We start from the raw sequence: 17,257 nt of genomic DNA, 5'->3' as shown, positions 1-17,257 counted from the left end.
TCGATGACCATGATCTCGGCACCGTCGCCGGAGCCGTCCCAGGTGGACGTCCCGGCGGCAGGCGCGGAAACCAGCGGTCAGCGGGCCCAAGCCATGACGTTGGAGGCCGTTCACCGATGTCCACCACGGCTAGCACCGCCACCGAGGCGGCCGCGAGCGATCGGGCGGGTGCCTCACGCCGGCAAGGGACGTTCTACCGGGGAGACCCCGGTATGTGGTCCTGGGTGCTGCACCGCATCACCGGCGTGCTGACATTCTTCTTCCTTTTCGTGCACGTGCTCGACACCGCGCTCGTGCGCGTGTCGCCCGACTCGTACAACGAGGTCATCGAGACCTACAAGACCCCGCTGGTCAACCTCCTCGAGGTCGGCCTGGTCGGCGCGGTGCTGTTCCACGCGCTCAACGGCATCCGGGTCATGCTGGTCGACTTCTGGGAGAAGGGACCGAAGTTCCAGAAGCCGATGCTCTGGACCATCCTGGCCATCTGGGTCGTGGTGATGATTCCCGGTGCCTACTTCATGATGAAGCGCACCGTCGAAGTTATGTTCGGGGGGCACTGACCATGGCGACCGAAGTTCTCGCACTCGACAAGCCGCGCTCGCCGAAGCGCCCCGCTGCCCGCCGCAGCAACTTCGAGCTCTACAGCTGGCTGTTCATGCGCATCTCGGGCCTCGCCCTGATCGTGCTGGTGCTCGGCCACCTGTTCATCATGAACATCCTCGACGGCGGCGTGCACCGCATCAACTGGGGCTTCGTCGCCGGCCGCTGGGCCTCGCCGTTCTGGCAGTTCTGGGACCTGTCGATGCTGTGGCTCGCCGAGATCCACGGCGGCAACGGCCTGCGGACGATCATCGACGACTACGCCCGCAAGGACAGCACCCGGTTCTGGCTGAAGATCGTGCTCTACGTCTCGATGGTGCTGATCCTCGCCGTCGGCACGATGGTGATCTTCACCTTCGATCCCGGCATCTCGGCCAACTGACGCCCCACCACACGTTCAAAGCGGAGTCCTCATGCAGTTCCACAAGTACGACGTGGTGATCGTCGGCGCCGGTGGCGCCGGCATGCGCGCGGCCATCGAATCCGGCCAGCGTGCCCGCACCGCGGTCCTCACCAAGCTCTACCCGACGCGTTCGCACACCGGCGCCGCCCAGGGCGGCATGTGCGCCGCGCTGGCGAACGTCGAAGAGGACAACTGGGAGTGGCACACCTTCGACACGATCAAGGGCGGCGACTACCTGGTCGACCAGGACGCCGCCGAGATCATGGCGAAGGAAGCCATCGACGCGGTCCTCGACCTCGAGAAGATGGGCCTGCCGTTCAACCGGACGCCCGAAGGCAAGATCGACCAGCGCCGCTTCGGCGGGCACACCCGTGACCACGGCAAGGCCGCGGTGCGCCGCGCCTGCTACGCCGCGGACCGCACCGGGCACATGATCCTGCAGACGCTGTATCAGAACTGCGTCAAGCACGGCACCGAGTTCTTCAACGAGTTCTACGTGCTCGACCTGGTGCTGACCCCGGACGAGAACGGCAACCCGGCCGCCTCCGGCGTCGTCGCCTACGAGCTGGCGACCGGCGAGCTGCACGTCTTCCAGGCGAAGTCGATCGTGTTCGCCACCGGCGGCGCGGGCAAGATCTTCAAGACGACGTCGAACGCGCACACCCTCACCGGTGACGGCCTCGGCATCATCTTCCGCAAGGGCCTGCCGCTGGAGGACATGGAGTTCTTCCAGTTCCACCCGACAGGTCTGGCCGGGCTCGGCATCCTCATCTCCGAGGCCGTGCGCGGTGAGGGCGGCATCCTCCGCAACGCCGACGGCGAGCGGTTCATGGAGCGCTACGCCCCCACCATCAAGGACCTCGCGCCGCGCGACATCGTCGCCCGGTCGATGGTGCAGGAAGTGCTGCAGGGCCGCGGTTGCGGGCCGAACAAGGACTACGTCGTCCTCGACGTCACGCACATCCCGGAAGAGACGCTGAACGCGAAACTCCCGGACATCATGGAGTTCTCGCGGACGTACCTGGGCGTCGACCCGGTCACCGAGCCGGTGCCCGTGTTCCCGACCTGCCACTACGTGATGGGCGGAATCCCGACCAACATCCACGGCGAAGCGTTGCGGGACAACGAAAACGTCATCCCCGGGCTGTACGCCGCGGGCGAGGTGGCGTGCGTGTCCGTGCACGGCTCGAACCGGCTCGGCACGAACTCGCTGCTCGACATCAACGTGTTCGGCCGTCGCGCCGGCATCGCGGCCGCCGAGTACGCGCTGGCGCACGAGCACATCGAGCTGCCGGAGAACCCGACCAAGCTCGTCGAGGACCAGCTGGCGCTGCTGCTCTCGGAGCACGGTGACGAGCGCGTCGCCGACATCCGCACCGAGCTGCAGCGGACGATGGACTCGCACGCTTCGGTGTACCGCACGGAGGACACGCTCAAGCAGGCGCTGACCGACGTGCAGGCGCTGAAGGAGCGGTACAGCCGGATCACCGTGTCGGACAAGGGGAAGCGGTACAACACCGACGTCCTCGAGGCCGTCGAGCTGGGCTTCCTGCTCGAACTCGCCGAGGTCCTGGTCGTCGGCGCCCTGGCGCGCAAGGAATCCCGCGGCGGGCACGCGCGCGAGGACTACCCGAACCGCGACGACACGAACTTCATGCGGCACACCATGGCCTACAAGGAGGGCGAAGGTCTCACCGCCGACGTCCGCCTGGACTACAAGCCGGTGACCTTCACCCGCTACGAACCGATGGAGCGGAAGTACTGATGACCACGGCCACCCCCGAGAAGTCGGAGGCCGTGTCCTCCGACCACACGCCGATCACCGTCACGCTGAAGATCCTCCGGTTCAACCCCGAGATCGACAACGAGCCGCACTGGGAGTCCTACGACGTCCCGGCGCAGCGCACCGACCGGCTGCTGAACCTGCTCTTCTACGTGAAGGACTACATCGACGGGACGTTCTCGTTCCGGCGCTCGTGCGCGCACGGTGTGTGTGGTTCCGACGCGATGCAGATCAACGGCATCAACCGGCTGGCGTGCAAGGTCCTGATGAAGGACCTGCTGTCGCAGGACGGCAAGAAGACGACGATCACCATCGCGCCGATCAAGGGCCTTCGTACTTTGAAGGACCTGTACGTCGACATGGACCCGTTCTTCGAGGCGTACAAGGCCGTGAAGCCGTACCTGATCGCCTACGGGAACGAGCCCACGCGCGAGCGGATCCAGTCGCAGGCCGACCGCGACCGGTTCGACGACACGACCAAGTGCATCCTGTGCGCCTGCTGCACGTCCTCGTGCCCGGTGTACTGGAACGACGGCTCGTACTTCGGCCCGGCCGCGATCGTCAACGCGCACCGGTTCATCTTCGACTCGCGTGACGAAGGTGCCGAAGAGCGTCTCGACATCCTGAACGACTCCGAGGGTGTCTGGCGCTGCCGGACGACGTTCAACTGCACCGATGCCTGCCCGCGCGGTATCCAGGTCACGAAGGCGATCCAGGAGGTTAAGCGCGCTTTGCTCTTCAAGCGCGTCTGACGGAGCGGTCCGTGAAGGCCTCCTTCCCTACCCTCAAGGTAGGGAAGGAGGCCTTCACGGCGTTCGAGGAGTTATCCACAAGCACCCGGTTATCCACAGGTTCGCCAAGTGAGGCTGCCGGAGGCGGGTGCGGGCGGACAAGCTGGGCCACGTGGTCAAAAGAGGAAGATGGGCCCAGCATCCCGAACTGCTGCTGGCGCGGAGCCACAATGGCGTCGTCCGGGTCGCCGACCTGGAATCACTGGAAATGCCCAGCAAGACGATCTACCAGCGTTGCTTGCCCGGGGGCCCATGGCAGCGTCTCCTGCCTGGAATCGTCCTCCTGCACGATCAGAAGCCGACCTCGTCGGAAACGGTGACCGCAGCTCTTCTCTACGCTGGCGCGAAGTCGATGCTCACCGGCGTCGAAGCCTGCCGACTCCATGGACTGCGCACGTCCGCCCTGCCGGACGACCCGGGGTTGCATCTTTTGATACCGCACGAGCGGAAGATCCGAAGCGTCGGGTTCGTGACCACGGAGAGGACGCGGCGCCTACCCACACCGGCGATCCGAAACGGGGTACCGCTCGCACCGCTCATCCGCGCGACGACCGACACCGTCCGGCGGTTCGTTGATCCGCTGGTGTCGGAAGAACTGCTCATCGAGGCGATCCAGCAGGGCAGGTGTCATCCCAAGGCACTGCTGTCGGAGCTGAATCACGGCACTCAACGAGGGACCGCTGTGCCCAGGCGGCTCTTGAACGACTGGGTGGACATCCGCTCGATGGCCGAATCACGGGCGAAGGCGCTCAGCCGACGGCTGAAAACACCTCCGAGTCATTGGAATGCCGAGCTCTTCGACGTTTCCGGCAAGTACCTGGGACGGCCGGACGCGTGGTGGGATGATGTCGGCCTGGTATGGGAAATCGACTCGTTCGACTTCCATTTCCACCGAGCTGGATATCAGCGGACTGTGGACCGGAACACCAGATACGCCACTTCTGGGATCGTCGTCGTGCAGACGCTGCCTTCGCAACTGCTGAACGATCCTGCCGCCGTGGTCTCGGATCTGGAGACGGCATGGGAGGTCGCGGCCTCCCGCCCACGTCCCCAAGTCCGCCTCGCTACGGCTGCCTGATGGTCCGTGAGGGCCACCTTCCCTACCCTCAAAGTAGGGAAGGAGGCCCTCACGACCCGACGGCCTACTCGAGCACCTGGGCCAGAGCGGCGGAGTCGGCGGTACCCGGCAGCAGGTCGAAAGCCTCCGGATCGATGTACCCGACAGCGCCCGTGCTCACGTCCCTCAGCATGTTGTACAGCCCCGTCATCACCGCGCGCGTGAAACGCTCCCGGTGCTGCTGCCCGAGCGTCTGCGTCTGCCCGCGCACCTCGAACAGCACCGTCCCGGTCCCGTTCAACGCGAACGAACACCGCGCCTGCCCCGGCAGATCCCGGTCCGGCGCATGCGGATACCGCGCCCCGACGAACCCGCGCGACGTCATCCCGTTGAACGCACTGATCGCCAGCTGCCGCGATTCGTCCTTTGTGTACACGTCGCGGTACTTCGCGTACTTCTGGCCGGGCTCGAAGAACTTGTCCGGCAGCGGCGGGTAGTCGATGCCGACGTCGAGGAGCCGGTTGCTGCCTTCCTGGCGGACGCACGCGCCTTGGTGGTGCAGATCGACGTACACGTCGGGCACCTTCCCGCGCCGCGCGGTCAGCTCCAGGTACACCGAACGCAGCGCCCGCGCCTCGGGCGTGAGGAACCAGCCCGGCTGATCCGGAGCACCCGGGACGTCCTCCGCGCGCGGGACGTAGTTCAGGTCCGGATTGAAGTCGCGGTTGACGTCGAACCCGGGCCGCTTGCGGTAGTCGTCGCCCTGGAGGACGTCGCTGAGGTAGTTCCAGGTGGGCGGCCGGTCCTTCAGCTGGGGGAACTTCCGCTGCACCTCGGCCCACGACAGGTCGTTGCCGCGCCGGTCGAGTTCGGCGCCGTCCGGGTTCAGTTTCGGCACCGCGACGAAGGTGACGGTCTTCCGCAGGCGCTCGGCGTCCCGCGATTCCGACGTGCCGAGGTAGTCCAGGATCCGAAGCAGGGCGTCGGTGCCGGTCTTCTCGTTCCCATGGATCTCGCTGGAGACCACGAAGACCTTCGGCCCGGTCCCGACGGTCGCCTGATGGATCACCCGGCCGCGGTTGGACCGCCCGACCTCCTTGACCGCCACTCGCCCATGGCTCACCCGTTCGAGTCGCCCCAGCTCCCGCACCATCTCGCGATAGTCGGTGAACTCGTCGATGGGCAGCTCCCGTGGCTCCTCGCTGCAGGGCGCCACCGGCGCCGCCACCGCCGTGGGCGCGCTGACGAGCGGGAGCATCGCCAGCCCCACCACCACGGGAACCAACCGACCGGACAACGACATCGTGAACTCCCCACTGTCGAAGGTGCTCACAACGTAGCGAGGACACCATCGGAAGAGCCAGGAAAGAAAACCGGGGCCGGCCCACGAAGGTGGACCGGCCCCGGTGAACGCGAGGAACTACTTCACCGCGTCCAGAGCGTTGACGCGGCCGTGCCCGTAGTACGAGTTGTCCTTCGCCGGGCCTTCACAGACCGGCGCCGCGGTTCCACAGGGAACCTCGTCCGCCTGGTGCTCCAGCAGCCAGGTCAGCACCCGCGGCGGAGCGTGGCGGTAGCGCGACGCCAGCAGCGCGGCGACACCGGCGGCGTGCGGGGACGCCATCGACGTGCCGCACTTGGCGCCGTAGCCGCCGTTGAAGATCGTCGACAGCGGGCAGCCGACACCCTGGCCGGCGGGCGGCAGCTGGGCGCGGTCGCCACCGGGAGCGGTGACCGAGACGTCGTCACCGTAGTTGCTGTACGACGACTTCGTGCCCGCGTAGCCGATGGCCGAGACGTTGACGACGCCGTCGATGGCCTTGGGCAGGATGCCGCAGCTCTCGTCGACCGGGTGCGGGCGGTTCGGGTCGGTGGTCTGCTTGTCCGGGTCGAAACCGCTGTTGCCGGCGGCGGCGACGTTCAGCACGCCACGTCCGGTCGAGTAGGTCACCGCGCGGCGGACGGCCTCGAACGCGGCCGCGTCGCCCGGCTCCTTCGAGCAGTAGAACATGCCCGGGTCGATGTAGTAGCTGTTGTTCGTGACCGGGAAGCGGTGCTTCGCCGCCCACATGAACCCGCACACCGCGGCCTCGGGGAGGATCAGGCCGTCGTCGTTCACGACCTTCACCGACGCCAGCTTGACTCCGGGCGCGACACCCGTGAAGCCGCGCGCGGCGTCCTTGCCCGCGATCGTGCCGGCGACGTGCGTGCCGTGGTCGGAGTTCGTGGGTGCCCAGGCGGCGGGCGTGGTGTCGGGCGCGCCGCTGTTGCAGCCCGCCGACACCGCCGGGTCGAGGGCCGCCTTCAGCGCGGGGTGGGTGGGCTCGATACCCGAGTCCAGCACGCCGACGGTCACCGAGCGGCTGCCACCGGAGATCTTGTTCGCCTCGGGAGCCTGGATCGCCCGCATGTCCCACTGCTGGGCCGACAGGTCCTCTTCGACCGCGACGCTGGTGGTCTCTTCGTTCTCCTTGGTGTCGACCACGGCGGAGCGGGTCGAGCGAGTGGTGGCCGCCGGCGGGAACGCGACGTCACGGCCGCCCGAGTAGGCGCGGAAGACGCCGATCTTCGCCTGGAAGTCGGCGTTGCGCGAGGTCGCCACCGCGACCCCGATCTCCGGGTAGTAAGCGACCTTCTCGCCGCACTTCGCGCGCAGCTCGGCGTCGACCTTGCGCTCCGGGGTACGCGGGTTGTAGAGCACCACGTAGTTGAACGGCGCGCTCGCGGTGTCGCACTGCGGCGCGGGCGCGGCGCTCGCCGACGGGGCCACGAACACGCTTCCCGCCGCCGCCGCGACGAGCGCGGGGACGAGCAGGCGTCTGATCCGGGACATTCCACCTCCATGATTCGGTGGAGTGAACCTAAGCGAGCCGGACCGTGCCCAACACCGTCAAAAGGACGACAAAACCCGATCAGGCGTCAGCCTTTTCCGCGTCCCGTGACTTGGCGCCACGAAGCGTGCGCAGACCGATGAGTCCGATGATGGTGCCGAGCACGAACGAGACCACCGTCAGCACCGCGTGCACGATGAAGTAAGCGGTGGGCGAGCCGTCCGCGGCCCAGGCGCGGTCACTGTCCCAGAGGTTCTTGGCGAACGTGATCCAGATGATCCACGACCACACGCCGAAACCCAGCAGGAACATCGAAGTACCTCGCGAAATGCGCATGCCCCTGAGTATGCAGCGAGCCCGGCGACGCTACATTGCTCGGGTGCACAGCGCTATCTCCCGGTCGCTCCTGGTCCTCGTTTCCGGTGTGCTCGCCCTCGCGGTGACGCCGGTGGCCACAGCCGCCCCGAAGCCACCAGCCCAGGCGCAGCCGTGCGCGAACAAGGTCACGCCTCCCCCGCCCGTCGACACCTCCGAGAAGCCGCGCCCCGGCGAAACCGCTCCGGCTCCGCTGCCGGTGCCGCCGGTACCGGTCGGCGGCGACCGGATGGCCGAATGCGGGCTCGTGCTCCCGAAGCGCGCGCTGAACCCGCCCGAGGGGAACACCTCGGCGGCGTGGGTGCTGCAGGATCTCGAAACCGGTGACGTCATCGCGGCGAAGGATCCGCACGCCCGTCAGCGCCCGGCGTCGCTGATCAAGGTCCTGCTCGGGCTGGTCGTGGTCACCGAACTCCCGCCGGGCAAGATCGTCGTGGCCACCAAGGAGGACGCCGAGCAGGAGTGCACCTGCATGGGCATCGGCGCCGGCGGTCAGTACACAGTGGACCAGCTGCTGCACGGACTGCTGATGCACTCGGGCAACGACGCGGCGCACGCGCTCTCCACCGTGCTCGGCGGCCTGGACGCGACCCTGGCGAAGATGAACGCGCTGGCCACCCGCGTCGGCGCCACGGACACCCGGGCCGCGACACCGTCCGGGCTCGACGGCCCCGGCATGTCGACCTCCGCCTACGACATGAGCCTGATCTTCCACTACGCGATGAAGAACCCCGAGTTCGCCAAGGTGGTCAAGACCAAGAGCTTCGAAGTGCCGGCCACCGGCGGAAAACCGGTCGTCACGATCTACAACGACAACAAGCTCCTCGGCAGCTACCCCGGGTTCACCGGCGGGAAGACCGGCTTCACCGACGACGCGCGCCACACCTACGCCGGCAGCGCGGTCCGGAACGGCCACCGGGTCGGGGTCGTGATGCTCCGCGCCGAGCAGCGCCCGACCCGGGTCACGGAACAGGCCGCGAAGCTGCTCGATTACGGCATCGCGCTGCGCGAGGCCAAGGCCGAATCGGTGGGGCGCATCGAATACCGGTCGCCGGAAACCGTGAACGCGGACCCGGCCAACGCCGCACCCAACGCCGACGGCGCGTCGAACAGCGGCGCCGCGGCCCCGGCCGAAGACCCGTTCGGCGTGACGGGGTGGATCATCACGCTGGTCGTCTTCCTGATCATCGTCGCGTCGTTCGTCATCGGCCACCAGCGCAAGAAGGCCATGGCCGGCGAATAACGTCAGGACTTGCGGCGGCCGAGCCAGCCCAGCAGGGCGCCGGTCGCGAAAGCCCCGCCGACGGCACCCAGACCCGGCCCCTGCTGCACGGTCACCCTCGGATGGATCAGCACCGGGGCGGGTGGCTCGACGACCGTCTGTTGGTTCTCTTTCGCCGTCGCCGTCCAAGCGGTGACGAACAACAGGAAGCGCGACACGAGGTTCGCGAACACGAGCAGACCGATCACCGGGCCGAACAACGTGAACGCCGGTGACTTCGTGACGCTGCCGAGGTAAACGGTCGCGGCCTGCTGAAGCACGATGAACCCGACCGCGGCGAAGATCGCGCCCTTGACCGCGCTGCGCAGCGCGACGTGTTCTCGGGGCAGCCTCGCGATGACCCACAGGAACACCAGCGTGTTCGCGAGGAGGCCGAGCAGGATCGTCGCGACCTTCAACAGGAACACGGCCCAGCCCTGGTTCTCCAGGCCGACCAGTTCGAGCAGGAACCGCCCGACCCCGCTGCCCGCCGCGGTGAGGCCGAACGAGATCACCAGCGCGAGCCCGAGCCCCACGAGGGACAGCAGGTCCTTGATCGTCGTCGACACCAACGGCAACTGCTGCTTTTCCTGGCCCCACTGGGCGGTCAGCGCGTCACGCAGGTTGGTCATCCAGCCGACGCCCGAATACAGGGCCAGCAGCAGGCCGAACACCCCGATGCCGCCGCCGGAGTCGAGCGCCGCCTTGATGATGCTGCCGACGAGATCGCTCAGCCCCTCCGGAACCGACTTCTTGATGCCGTCGACGAGCTGGTTCGTCACCACCTGGTCGCCGGCGAGCACGATCTTGAGGATCGCGAAGGCGACCATCAAGATCGGGATCACCGAAAGCACGCTGAAGTAGGTGATGGCGGCGGCGTAATGGTTGCCGTAGCGCTCGGTGAAGGCGTCGTTGGCCCGGATGAGGTGATCGAGCCAGCCGTACTTCCGCCTCAGGCGCGGTAACAGCTTGTCCTGTTCCGGCTTCGCGCCGTCATCATTCGCCACCGTCAAACGCTAACCACACGGCGACGACATCGCAGCGCGAATCAGCCCGCCGGGGGAAGGAAGCCGATGTTCTCGTAGACGTTCCGCAACGTCACCGAAGCGACTTCCCTGGCCCGTTGCGCACCGAGTGCCAGGGCCTTGTCGAGCTCGGCGACGTCGTCCAGGTACGACCGGACGCGCTCCTGCACCGGCGTGACCCACTCGACGAACGCCTCCCCGACGCCCTTCTTCAGGTCTCCGTAACCCTTGCCCTCGTAGGAGTTCTGGAGTTCGGCGACCGGCTGGTCGGTCAGCGCGGAGAGGATCGTCAGCAGGTTCGAGACGCCCGGCTTGTTCTCGGCGTCGAAGACGATCTCGCGGCCGGTGTCCGTGACCGCCGAGCGCACCTTCTTCGCCGACTTCTTCGGGTCTTCGAGCAGCTCGATGAGGCCGTTGCCGGTCGACGAGGACTTGCTCATCTTCGCGGTCGGGTCCTGCAGGTCGTAGATCTTCGCCGTGTCCTTGACGATATGCGGCTCCGGCACGGTGAACGTCTTGCCGTAGCGGTTGTTGAACCGCTGCGCGAGGTTGCGCGTCAGCTCCAGGTGCTGGCGCTGGTCCTCACCGACGGGGACCTCGTTCGCCTGGTACAGCAGGATGTCCGCGGCCTGCAGGACCGGATACGTGAACAGGCCGACACTGGCGCGATCCGTGCCCTGCTTCGCGGCCTTGTCCTTGAACTGCGTCATCCGGCTCGCTTCGCCGAACCCCGTCTGGCACTCCAGCACCCAGCCGAGCTGGGCGTGCTCGGGCACGTGGCTCTGGACGAACAGCGCGCTGCGGGCCGGGTCGACACCGAGCGCGAGCAGCTGCGCGGCCGAACGGCGGGTGCGGTCCAGGAGCACCTTCGGATCCTGCTCGACGGTGATCGCGTGCAGGTCGACGACCATGTAGAAGGTGTCGTGGGTGTCCTGCAGCCGCACCCACTGCCGCAGCGCACCCAGGTAGTTGCCCAGGTGGAACGAGTCGGCGGTCGGCTGGATCCCGGAGAGCACGCGCGGGCGCTTCTGTTCGTCGGACACGTCCGGATTCTGTCAGGCCACGCCGGGGCGGGTCATCCGAGGTCGGCCCGGCCGAACGGGCTAAACGGTTAAACGCCACATACTTCCGACGGTTCTGGGCACGGTGCCCGATTCCTAGCGTTCATGGCACCGGATCTTCCGGCCACACCGAAGGAGAACCCAGATGAAGGCACGATCCCTACTGATGGGCTTGGCCATGGCGGCTGCGGCCGTCTTCTCGCTTTCCGGCGTCGCGGCCGCGGCAGAGCCCACCGGGGGCGTCCAGCCGAACATCGTCGGCGGCGGCAACGCGACCCAGGTCTATTCGTTCATGGTGTCCCAGCAGTCGAGCTCCGGCGGTCACCAGTGTGGTGGCTCACTGATCAGCTCGACCTGGGTCGTCACCGCGGCGCACTGTGGCACGCCGTACCAGGTGCGCGTCGGCACCACGAACCGCACCAGCGGCGGCACCGTCGCCCGCGTGGCGCAGCGCATCGCCCACCCGAGCGCCGACCTGGCGCTGCTGCGTCTCTCGACGGCGGTGTCGCAGGCGCCGGTCACGATCGCCGCTTCGTCCGGGGCCGTCGGCACCGCGACGCGGATCATCGGCTGGGGCCAGACCTGCCCCACCCGCGGTGGTTGTGGCGCCCCGATCAACCTCCAGGAGCTGAACACCTCGATCGTCGCCGACACCCGGTGCAGCGGCATCCGCGGCGCGAGCGAGATCTGCACCAACAACCCCAACGGTAACTCGGGTGCCTGCTACGGCGACTCGGGCGGCCCGCAGGTCAAGCAGGTCAGCGGTGTCTGGCAGCTCGTCGGCGCGACCAGCCGCGCGGGGAACAACAGCAGCACCTGCGCGACCGGGCCGTCGATCTACGTGGACGTCCCCTACTTCCGCAGCTGGATCCGCACCAACTCCGGCGTCTGATCCCGGTCCCGCGTCGCCCCACCGTCCCCGGGGGCGACGCGGGCCCAGCCGGTTCAACAAGGAACCGTGCGGCAGTTCGAAGAGCCGCTCCAGCAGCGCGACCGCCTTCAGCGAGTCGCACCGCTCGGGGCGGCTTCTTCCTGTCCGCCAGTAGCTCAAGGTCGCGACACTGATCCGGACGCCCTGCTGGGCGAGCCGGTGCCGGATCCGGTCGAGCCCGAGGCCGCTTTCCGTGATCGCCCGGTCCAGGGCGCGGGGGAAGGGGTCGCCGGGCCGGCTGCGACGCCGCGTCACCGTCATGGACCCGAGAGTGGCGATCAGCGAGCGGCGAAACAATCCGGGCCGGACTAGGTGTACCTACCCAAGAAATCCGCCGCGTCGCCTTTAGCGGGCTAAACGCGATCTGCCGGGCCCAGGGCACCGACCTGCGTTTAGCCCCCTAATCGCGATCCGGGGGGCGCGTCGCCTTTAGCGGGCTAAACGCGATCCGAGCCGGGAAGGCGCAGGTCAGGGACGCTGCTGGCGAGTGAGGGCGTCGTCGGCGAGCACGGCCTCGGCCATCGCGGCGACGTGCGGCGCGGCGGGCTGGGCCGGGGCGACGGGAGCGGGGGCGACGGCGGCCGCGCGGGCCTTCCGGCGCTGACGGAACACACCGAAGGCCATGCCGACGATGCCGAGCGCGACGGCGATCAGGCCGACCGGGCCCAGCAGACCGAACGCCATCTCCGAACGTGACGCCGACTCCGCGGCCGACGCCGGGACCGCGCCCGCGACGAGCAACGCGACCGGGATCGCGGCGACCGTCGCGGCCCGGGCCGCGGGCACGGACGATCGCATCAGGAGATGAACTGGGTTCCGCACCGGAGTGCCTCCCGTGACGTGACTTTGCCGAACCGGAACGCTAACCCGAACGAGTGAGCATTTCCAGGTTGCTGGTCAAAAAACTACCGAGCGTGTCAAGACCTGTGGGTTCTGATCAACTCGGGGCCCGAGAGTAGCCCCTCACAGGGGGGATGTTTCGAGCACCCCTCGCCTCAGAGTTGTCGCGCGAGCAATCGGTTTCCGACAAAACCGGACAAGGGTTAGGCCATTCGACTGTCGCACGCGGCCGAACAGGCACGATCCGGCTTTCCGCAGTTGGTTTCTTGTGCGCAATGGTCTATACCTGTTGACCATACCCCTTAAAAGGTATAGACCAATCTCCCTGCATGGTCCCCTCGTACGAAGGAGCCACCGATGTCTCTTCGACGTATTCTCGCGGCGGTCGCCGCCACCTTCGCCGCCACCACGGTCGCCGCGGTCGTCCCGGCGCAGTCCGCCTCCGCCGCGGACTGCGTGGCGCCGTGGAACGCGAGTTCGGTCTACTGGGGCGGCAACACCGCCTCCTACAACGGGCACAACTGGTCCGCGAAGTGGTGGACGCAGAACGAAACCCCGGGTACGGCGCAGGTCTGGGCCGATCAGGGCGCCTGCGGCGGCGGGACGACCAACCCGCCGAACCCGTCCGGCTTCGTGGTCAGCGAGGCGCAGTTCAACCAGATGTTCCCGAGCCGGAACCCCTTCTACACCTACAACGGCCTGGTCACCGCGCTCAGCGCGTACCCCGCCTTCGCGGGCACGGGCAGCGACACCGTGAAGAAGCAGGAAGCGGCGGCCTTCCTGGCGAACGTCAGCCACGAGACCGGCGGACTGGTCCACATCGTCGAGCAGAACGAGGCGAACTACCCGCACTACTGCGACACGAGCCAGTCCTACGGCTGCCCCGCCGGCAACGCCGCGTACTACGGCCGCGGCCCGATCCAGCTCAGCTGGAACTTCAACTACAAGGCCGCCGGCGACGCGCTGGGCCTGCCGCTGCTGACCAACCCGTGGCTGGTGCAGAACGACGCGGCGGTCGCCTGGAAGACCGGCATCTGGTACTGGATGACCCAGAACGGTCCCGGCACGATGACCTCGCACAACGCGATGGTCAACAGCCGCGGCTTCGGCGAGACGATCCGCAGCATCAACGGGAGCATCGAGTGCAACGGCGGCAATCCCGCCCAGGTGCAGAGCCGCGTGAACAAGTACCAGCAGTTCACCGGCATCCTCGGCGTCACCCCCGGCGGCAACCTGTACTGCTGATCCATCCAGGGAACTGAAGGGGCCCTTCGCCGCATGTGACGCGGCGGAGGGCCCCTTCAGTTTGCGTCGAGGGACGCCAGCAGCCGACGCAGCGACGCATCGAGGACGCCTAGGTCCTCCCCCAGTGGCGAGAGCAGCTTCGCGACGTTCGCCGTGTGCTCGGTCATCGCGGCGTCGACGACCTCGAACCCGCGCTCGGTCAACGTGACACGGAAGCTGCGCCGGTCTTCGGGATCGAGCGCCCGCTCGACCAGTCCGGCCGACTCGAGCCGGTCGATCCGGCTGGTCATCCCGGCCCTGGACATCATCAGGGTCGCGGAGAGTTCGGACGGGATCAGCGTGTACGGCTTCCCGGACCGCCTGAGCGCGGCGAGCACGTCGAACTCCCCTTGCTTCAAGCCGTGCTTCGCGAAGACTGCCTCGATCATCGGCGTGCTCAGCATCGTCACGCGGCCGAGGCGGCCGGCGACCCCGATCGCGGTCAAGTCCAGTTCCGGCCGCTCGCGGTGCCAGGCGTCGACGACGGCGTCGATCGCGTCCGCGCTTCGTTGTTCACTCACGGACGCAGTCTATTCGACGGGAGATAGTTTGACAGCGAACTATCAGCGATGGAACTATCGTCGTCATGACCCAGCGCATCGAAACCCGCGAACCCGTCCTCGTCCGCGCCGCCGAAGCCGAGACCGTCGGCGCGGCCCCCACGCTCGTCACACTGCTCGCCGACGTCTCGACCACAGGCGGAGTCATGAGCAGCGCGAGAACACGGTTGGGCGTCGGCGCCGACGGCGCCGCGCCGCACTACCACACCAGCTCGTCCGAGATGTTCTTCATGCTCGGCGGAAAGCTGGAAGTCCTTGTGGGAGAAGAGATCGTGACCGTTGCCGAAGGCGACATGCTCGTTGTGCCGCCACTGACCACACACGCTTTCCGGGCGGCCGTGGACTCGCCGGCGGACGTCCTGATCGTGTTCGTCCCCGGCGTGGAACGGTTCGGCTACTTCCGGCTACTGGAGAAGGTCGGGCACGGCGAGGCGGCCGTCCAGGATCTCTTGGACAGTCAGGAAAAGTTCGACAACCACTTCGTCGAGAGTCCAGTGTGGACGGAGAGTGCGAAGTCGCGTCAGTAACCGCGCGGCGGGTATCCCGGCGGCGGATACTGCTGCGGGGGATAGTGCTGCTGCGGCGGGTACGGCTGCGGCGGGTATCCCGGATATTGCGGCGGATACGGCGGCTGGCCGTAGTGCGGCGGGGGCGGATACTGCGGTGGGTACTGCTGTTGCGGATAGTGGGGCTGCGGCGGCGGAGGTGGCGCGGCGGGCTGCCCGCCGGCGAGATGGAACGGCAGCAGCGACACCAGTTGCGTGAGCCTGCCGAGCGTGGAGAGCACTTCGTCCGGCTTGGTCCGGCCGAAGGTCGGATTCTCGACATAGACCAGTTCCGCGCCCACCAGCGACCAGGTGTGCAGCTTCGACGACCGCATGGTGGCGGCGACCTGCGGTGTCAGCACGGCGACCGCGACGTTCGGGTCGGTGTCGATCAGCTTGTACCAGCGGTTGAACTTCCGGTCCGCGGTGGCGGGCTCCGGGTACTGATCGACGTCCCAGGCGGACTCGATGCTCGACACGATCTGGAAGTTCGGCATCGGCGCGGGCAGGGTGACGACCCAGACCGTGTCGATCGAGATCGTGTCGAGCTCGTTGACCTTCTTGTTGGTCCACCGCGTGTGCACGCTCGTGACCGTGGGGCGGCGGTGGTAGTCGAGGACGCTGAACCGAAGCCCGTTGTACGCACCGCTCAGCGCGCCGAACGCCATCCGCTTGTCGCCGCGCTGGTTGAACGGCAGGACCGTCCAGCGCTCCAGCAGGTTCGGCGCGTCCGGGCTGAACTCCCACCCGTACTGGCCGGACATCGCGTAGCGCTCGGCGTTGGTCGCCTCGATACGCCTGGCTTCGTTCGTCTCCATCGCAAACCCCCGGTTCTCCTGCGCGCAGGTTATCCGGAGTCCGGCGCGTTGTCGGAGCTAGGCATCCGCACGTCGAATCCGTCACCCACGGCCGAGCCGAACAGATCGAGGCGGCGTACCGAGTGTGATCGGCAAAGCTCCTCGATCTCACGCTTCTTGAGTTCGATCGACTCGTGCATGACCGCCACCTCCTGGCACGATTGTGCCTGACCGGATCCCGAAGGTCACGGCAGAGGCCACGACCTCCGGGATCATCGGGGCCGAGCGCTCAGATCCCGTACGTCGCCGTGACCGGCGCGTGGTCGGACCAGCGCTGGTCGTAGGTCTCGGCGCGCTCGACCACGACGGAGGTGCACCGCTCGGCCAGGCCGGGGGTGGCGATCTGGCAGTCGATGCGCCAGCCGGTGTCGTTGTCGAACGCCTTGCCGCGGTACGACCACCACGTGTACGGGCCGGGGCCTTCCGGATCGAGCTTGCGCTGCACGTCGACGTAGCCTGCCTCGCTGAACACGCGGCCGAGCCACTCCCGCTCCTCCGGCAGGAAGCCCGAGCTCTTCTGGTTCCCGCGCCAGTTCTTCAGGTCGATCTTGTCGTACGCGATGTTCCAGTCACCCACGACGACGACCTCGCGGCCACCGGCCTCGGCCTTGGCGCGCAGGTCGACGAGGTAAGGCAGGAACGCCGCCATGAAGCGCTCCTTCTCGTCCTGGCGCGGTGTCCCGACGTCGCCGCTGGGCAGGTACAGGCTCGCGACCACGACGTTCGGCAGGTGGATCTCGGCGTAGCGGCCGCTGTCCTCGAATTCGGGCTCGCCGAAACCGATGCGGACCTCTTCCGGCTCCGCCCGGCTGAACAGCATGACGCCGTTGCGCCCCTTCTGCACGGACGGCGCGTGCACCACGTGCCAGCCTTCGGGCGCGGCGGCACCGGCCGGGAGCTCCTTGAGCTCGGCCCTTACCTCCTGACAGGCGACGACGTCCGCCTTCGTCGAGCCCAGCCACTCGACGAAGCCCTTTTTCGCGGCGGCACGGAGGCCGTTGACATTCACAGTGGAGACGGTCAGCACCCGTCGCACGCTACCCGGGGGGTCCG

19 protein-coding genes are annotated in these 17,257 nt (G+C 67.6%); 9 read left to right on the top strand and 10 right to left on the bottom strand.

All coding sequences use genetic code 11. The features are described 5' to 3' along the window. Positions 1–116 precede the first annotated feature (116 nt). The 5 genes from sdhC to AVR91_RS40125 all read left to right on the top strand — a co-directional run bounded on the left by sdhC (position 117) and on the right by AVR91_RS40125 (position 4,655). Positions 117–560 (top strand): succinate dehydrogenase, cytochrome b556 subunit, encoded by a 444-nt coding sequence (gene sdhC / locus AVR91_RS40145; protein WP_076857541.1) that lies wholly within the window; start codon positions 117–119, stop codon positions 558–560. 2 nt (positions 561–562) lie between these two features. Then, the gene (locus tag AVR91_RS40140) at positions 563–982 is read left to right on the top strand and encodes a succinate dehydrogenase hydrophobic membrane anchor subunit (RefSeq protein ID WP_034304594.1); all 420 of its coding nucleotides are present in this window, start codon (positions 563–565) and stop codon (positions 980–982) included. 31 nt (positions 983–1,013) lie between these two features. Then, the gene (gene sdhA / locus AVR91_RS40135; RefSeq protein WP_016331257.1) at positions 1,014–2,768 is read left to right on the top strand and encodes a succinate dehydrogenase flavoprotein subunit; all 1,755 of its coding nucleotides are present in this window, start codon (positions 1,014–1,016) and stop codon (positions 2,766–2,768) included. Then, positions 2,768–3,538, top strand: coding sequence for a succinate dehydrogenase iron-sulfur subunit (locus AVR91_RS40130; RefSeq protein ID WP_063271911.1), 771 nt, complete (start codon positions 2,768–2,770; stop codon positions 3,536–3,538). Before sdhA ends, AVR91_RS40130 begins: the two co-directional genes overlap by 1 nt. A 127-nt stretch (positions 3,539–3,665) precedes the next feature. Then, positions 3,666–4,655 carry a hypothetical protein gene (locus AVR91_RS40125; RefSeq protein ID WP_228709471.1) on the top strand — a complete coding sequence of 330 codons (990 nt, stop codon included), beginning with the start codon at positions 3,666–3,668 and terminating at the stop codon, positions 4,653–4,655. Between the two features lie 64 nt (positions 4,656–4,719). Here the strand turns inward: AVR91_RS40125 and AVR91_RS40120 are convergent, their stop codons facing one another. From AVR91_RS40120 to AVR91_RS40110, 3 genes are all read right to left on the bottom strand, one after another. Continuing rightward, positions 4,720–5,937, bottom strand: a complete 1,218-nt coding sequence (locus AVR91_RS40120) for a M14 family zinc carboxypeptidase (protein WP_228709470.1) — start codon at positions 5,935–5,937, stop codon at positions 4,720–4,722. Between the two features lie 117 nt (positions 5,938–6,054). Beyond that, positions 6,055–7,467 (bottom strand): S8 family peptidase, encoded by a 1,413-nt coding sequence (locus AVR91_RS40115; RefSeq protein ID WP_063271913.1) that lies wholly within the window; start codon positions 7,465–7,467, stop codon positions 6,055–6,057. Positions 7,468–7,546: 79 nt separating this feature from the next. Further along, complete coding sequence (locus tag AVR91_RS40110; RefSeq protein WP_026467335.1) at positions 7,547–7,801, bottom strand: SCO4848 family membrane protein; 255 nt, start codon at positions 7,799–7,801, stop codon at positions 7,547–7,549. Between the two features lie 43 nt (positions 7,802–7,844). Here AVR91_RS40110 and AVR91_RS40105 point away from each other — a divergent pair, with 43 nt between their 5' ends. Continuing rightward, complete coding sequence (locus AVR91_RS40105; RefSeq protein WP_063271914.1) at positions 7,845–9,083, top strand: D-alanyl-D-alanine carboxypeptidase family protein; 1,239 nt, start codon at positions 7,845–7,847, stop codon at positions 9,081–9,083. Positions 9,084–9,085: 2 nt separating this feature from the next. Here AVR91_RS40105 and AVR91_RS40100 read toward each other — a convergent pair whose 3' ends face one another. Together AVR91_RS40100 and trpS are read right to left on the bottom strand one after the other, a co-directional pair. Beyond that, complete coding sequence (locus tag AVR91_RS40100; RefSeq protein ID WP_143254260.1) at positions 9,086–10,114, bottom strand: YhjD/YihY/BrkB family envelope integrity protein; 1,029 nt, start codon at positions 10,112–10,114, stop codon at positions 9,086–9,088. Between the two features lie 35 nt (positions 10,115–10,149). After that, positions 10,150–11,169 carry a tryptophan--tRNA ligase gene (trpS, locus tag AVR91_RS40095; protein ID WP_063271916.1) on the bottom strand — a complete coding sequence of 340 codons (1,020 nt, stop codon included), beginning with the start codon at positions 11,167–11,169 and terminating at the stop codon, positions 10,150–10,152. A 163-nt stretch (positions 11,170–11,332) separates the two neighbouring features. Here trpS and AVR91_RS40090 point away from each other — a divergent pair, with 163 nt between their 5' ends. Then, entirely contained in the window at positions 11,333–12,079 is a 747-nt protein-coding gene (locus AVR91_RS40090) for a S1 family peptidase (RefSeq protein WP_063271917.1), read from the top strand. Positions 12,080–12,586: 507 nt separating this feature from the next. On the opposite strand, the gene AVR91_RS40085 is transcribed toward AVR91_RS40090, so the two are convergent. Then, the gene (locus AVR91_RS40085; RefSeq protein ID WP_063271918.1) at positions 12,587–12,916 is read right to left on the bottom strand and encodes a hypothetical protein; all 330 of its coding nucleotides are present in this window, start codon (positions 12,914–12,916) and stop codon (positions 12,587–12,589) included. A 399-nt stretch (positions 12,917–13,315) separates the two neighbouring features. Between AVR91_RS40085 and AVR91_RS40080 the strand changes: the two genes are divergently transcribed. Next, on the top strand, positions 13,316–14,203 hold the full coding sequence (locus AVR91_RS40080; RefSeq protein WP_063271919.1) for a glycoside hydrolase family 19 protein: 888 nt from the start codon (positions 13,316–13,318) through the stop codon (positions 14,201–14,203). Between the two features lie 56 nt (positions 14,204–14,259). On the opposite strand, the gene AVR91_RS40075 is transcribed toward AVR91_RS40080, so the two are convergent. Continuing rightward, the gene (locus AVR91_RS40075; RefSeq protein WP_063271920.1) at positions 14,260–14,763 is read right to left on the bottom strand and encodes a MarR family winged helix-turn-helix transcriptional regulator; all 504 of its coding nucleotides are present in this window, start codon (positions 14,761–14,763) and stop codon (positions 14,260–14,262) included. A gap of 65 nt (positions 14,764–14,828) precedes the next feature. Between AVR91_RS40075 and AVR91_RS40070 the strand changes: the two genes are divergently transcribed. After that, positions 14,829–15,329, top strand: coding sequence for a cupin domain-containing protein (locus AVR91_RS40070; protein ID WP_063271921.1), 501 nt, complete (start codon positions 14,829–14,831; stop codon positions 15,327–15,329). Here AVR91_RS40070 and AVR91_RS40065 read toward each other — a convergent pair. From AVR91_RS40065 to AVR91_RS40060, 3 genes are all read right to left on the bottom strand, one after another. Then, entirely contained in the window at positions 15,323–16,165 is an 843-nt protein-coding gene (locus AVR91_RS40065) for a hypothetical protein (protein WP_063271922.1), read from the bottom strand. The two genes, AVR91_RS40070 and AVR91_RS40065, sit on opposite strands and share 7 nt — an antisense overlap. Before the next feature lie 29 nt (positions 16,166–16,194). Then, entirely contained in the window at positions 16,195–16,344 is a 150-nt protein-coding gene (locus AVR91_RS43240) for a hypothetical protein (protein WP_158077425.1), read from the bottom strand. 89 nt (positions 16,345–16,433) lie between these two features. Continuing rightward, positions 16,434–17,240 (bottom strand): exodeoxyribonuclease III, encoded by an 807-nt coding sequence (locus AVR91_RS40060; RefSeq protein WP_037332458.1) that lies wholly within the window; start codon positions 17,238–17,240, stop codon positions 16,434–16,436. Between the last annotated feature and the right edge of the window lie 17 nt (positions 17,241–17,257).

This window comes from Amycolatopsis keratiniphila subsp. keratiniphila (assembly GCF_001620365.2).
Taxonomy (GTDB): Bacteria; Actinomycetota; Actinomycetes; order Mycobacteriales; family Pseudonocardiaceae; genus Amycolatopsis; species Amycolatopsis keratiniphila.
This window is presented reverse-complemented; position numbering and strand designations above follow the sequence as displayed.

Excerpts from the sequence above, each read along its gene's own strand:
- sdhC (WP_076857541.1), top strand. The coding sequence starts at position 117 with ATGTCCACCACGGCTAGCACCGCCACCGAGGCGGCCGCGAGCGATCGG.
- AVR91_RS40140 (WP_034304594.1), top strand. The coding sequence starts at position 563 with ATGGCGACCGAAGTTCTCGCACTCGACAAGCCGCGCTCGCCGAAGCGC.
- sdhA (WP_016331257.1), top strand. The coding sequence starts at position 1,014 with ATGCAGTTCCACAAGTACGACGTGGTGATCGTCGGCGCCGGTGGCGCC.
- AVR91_RS40130 (WP_063271911.1), top strand. The coding sequence starts at position 2,768 with ATGACCACGGCCACCCCCGAGAAGTCGGAGGCCGTGTCCTCCGACCAC.
- AVR91_RS40120 (WP_228709470.1), bottom strand. The coding sequence starts at position 5,937 with ATGTCGTTGTCCGGTCGGTTGGTTCCCGTGGTGGTGGGGCTGGCGATG.
- AVR91_RS40115 (WP_063271913.1), bottom strand. The coding sequence starts at position 7,467 with ATGTCCCGGATCAGACGCCTGCTCGTCCCCGCGCTCGTCGCGGCGGCG.
- AVR91_RS40110 (WP_026467335.1), bottom strand. The coding sequence starts at position 7,801 with ATGCGCATTTCGCGAGGTACTTCGATGTTCCTGCTGGGTTTCGGCGTG.
- AVR91_RS40090 (WP_063271917.1), top strand. The coding sequence starts at position 11,333 with ATGAAGGCACGATCCCTACTGATGGGCTTGGCCATGGCGGCTGCGGCC.
- AVR91_RS40085 (WP_063271918.1), bottom strand. The coding sequence starts at position 12,916 with ATGCGATCGTCCGTGCCCGCGGCCCGGGCCGCGACGGTCGCCGCGATC.
- AVR91_RS40080 (WP_063271919.1), top strand. The coding sequence starts at position 13,316 with ATGTCTCTTCGACGTATTCTCGCGGCGGTCGCCGCCACCTTCGCCGCC.
- AVR91_RS40070 (WP_063271921.1), top strand. The coding sequence starts at position 14,829 with ATGACCCAGCGCATCGAAACCCGCGAACCCGTCCTCGTCCGCGCCGCC.
- AVR91_RS40065 (WP_063271922.1), bottom strand. The coding sequence starts at position 16,165 with ATGGAGACGAACGAAGCCAGGCGTATCGAGGCGACCAACGCCGAGCGC.
- AVR91_RS43240 (WP_158077425.1), bottom strand. The coding sequence starts at position 16,344 with ATGCACGAGTCGATCGAACTCAAGAAGCGTGAGATCGAGGAGCTTTGC.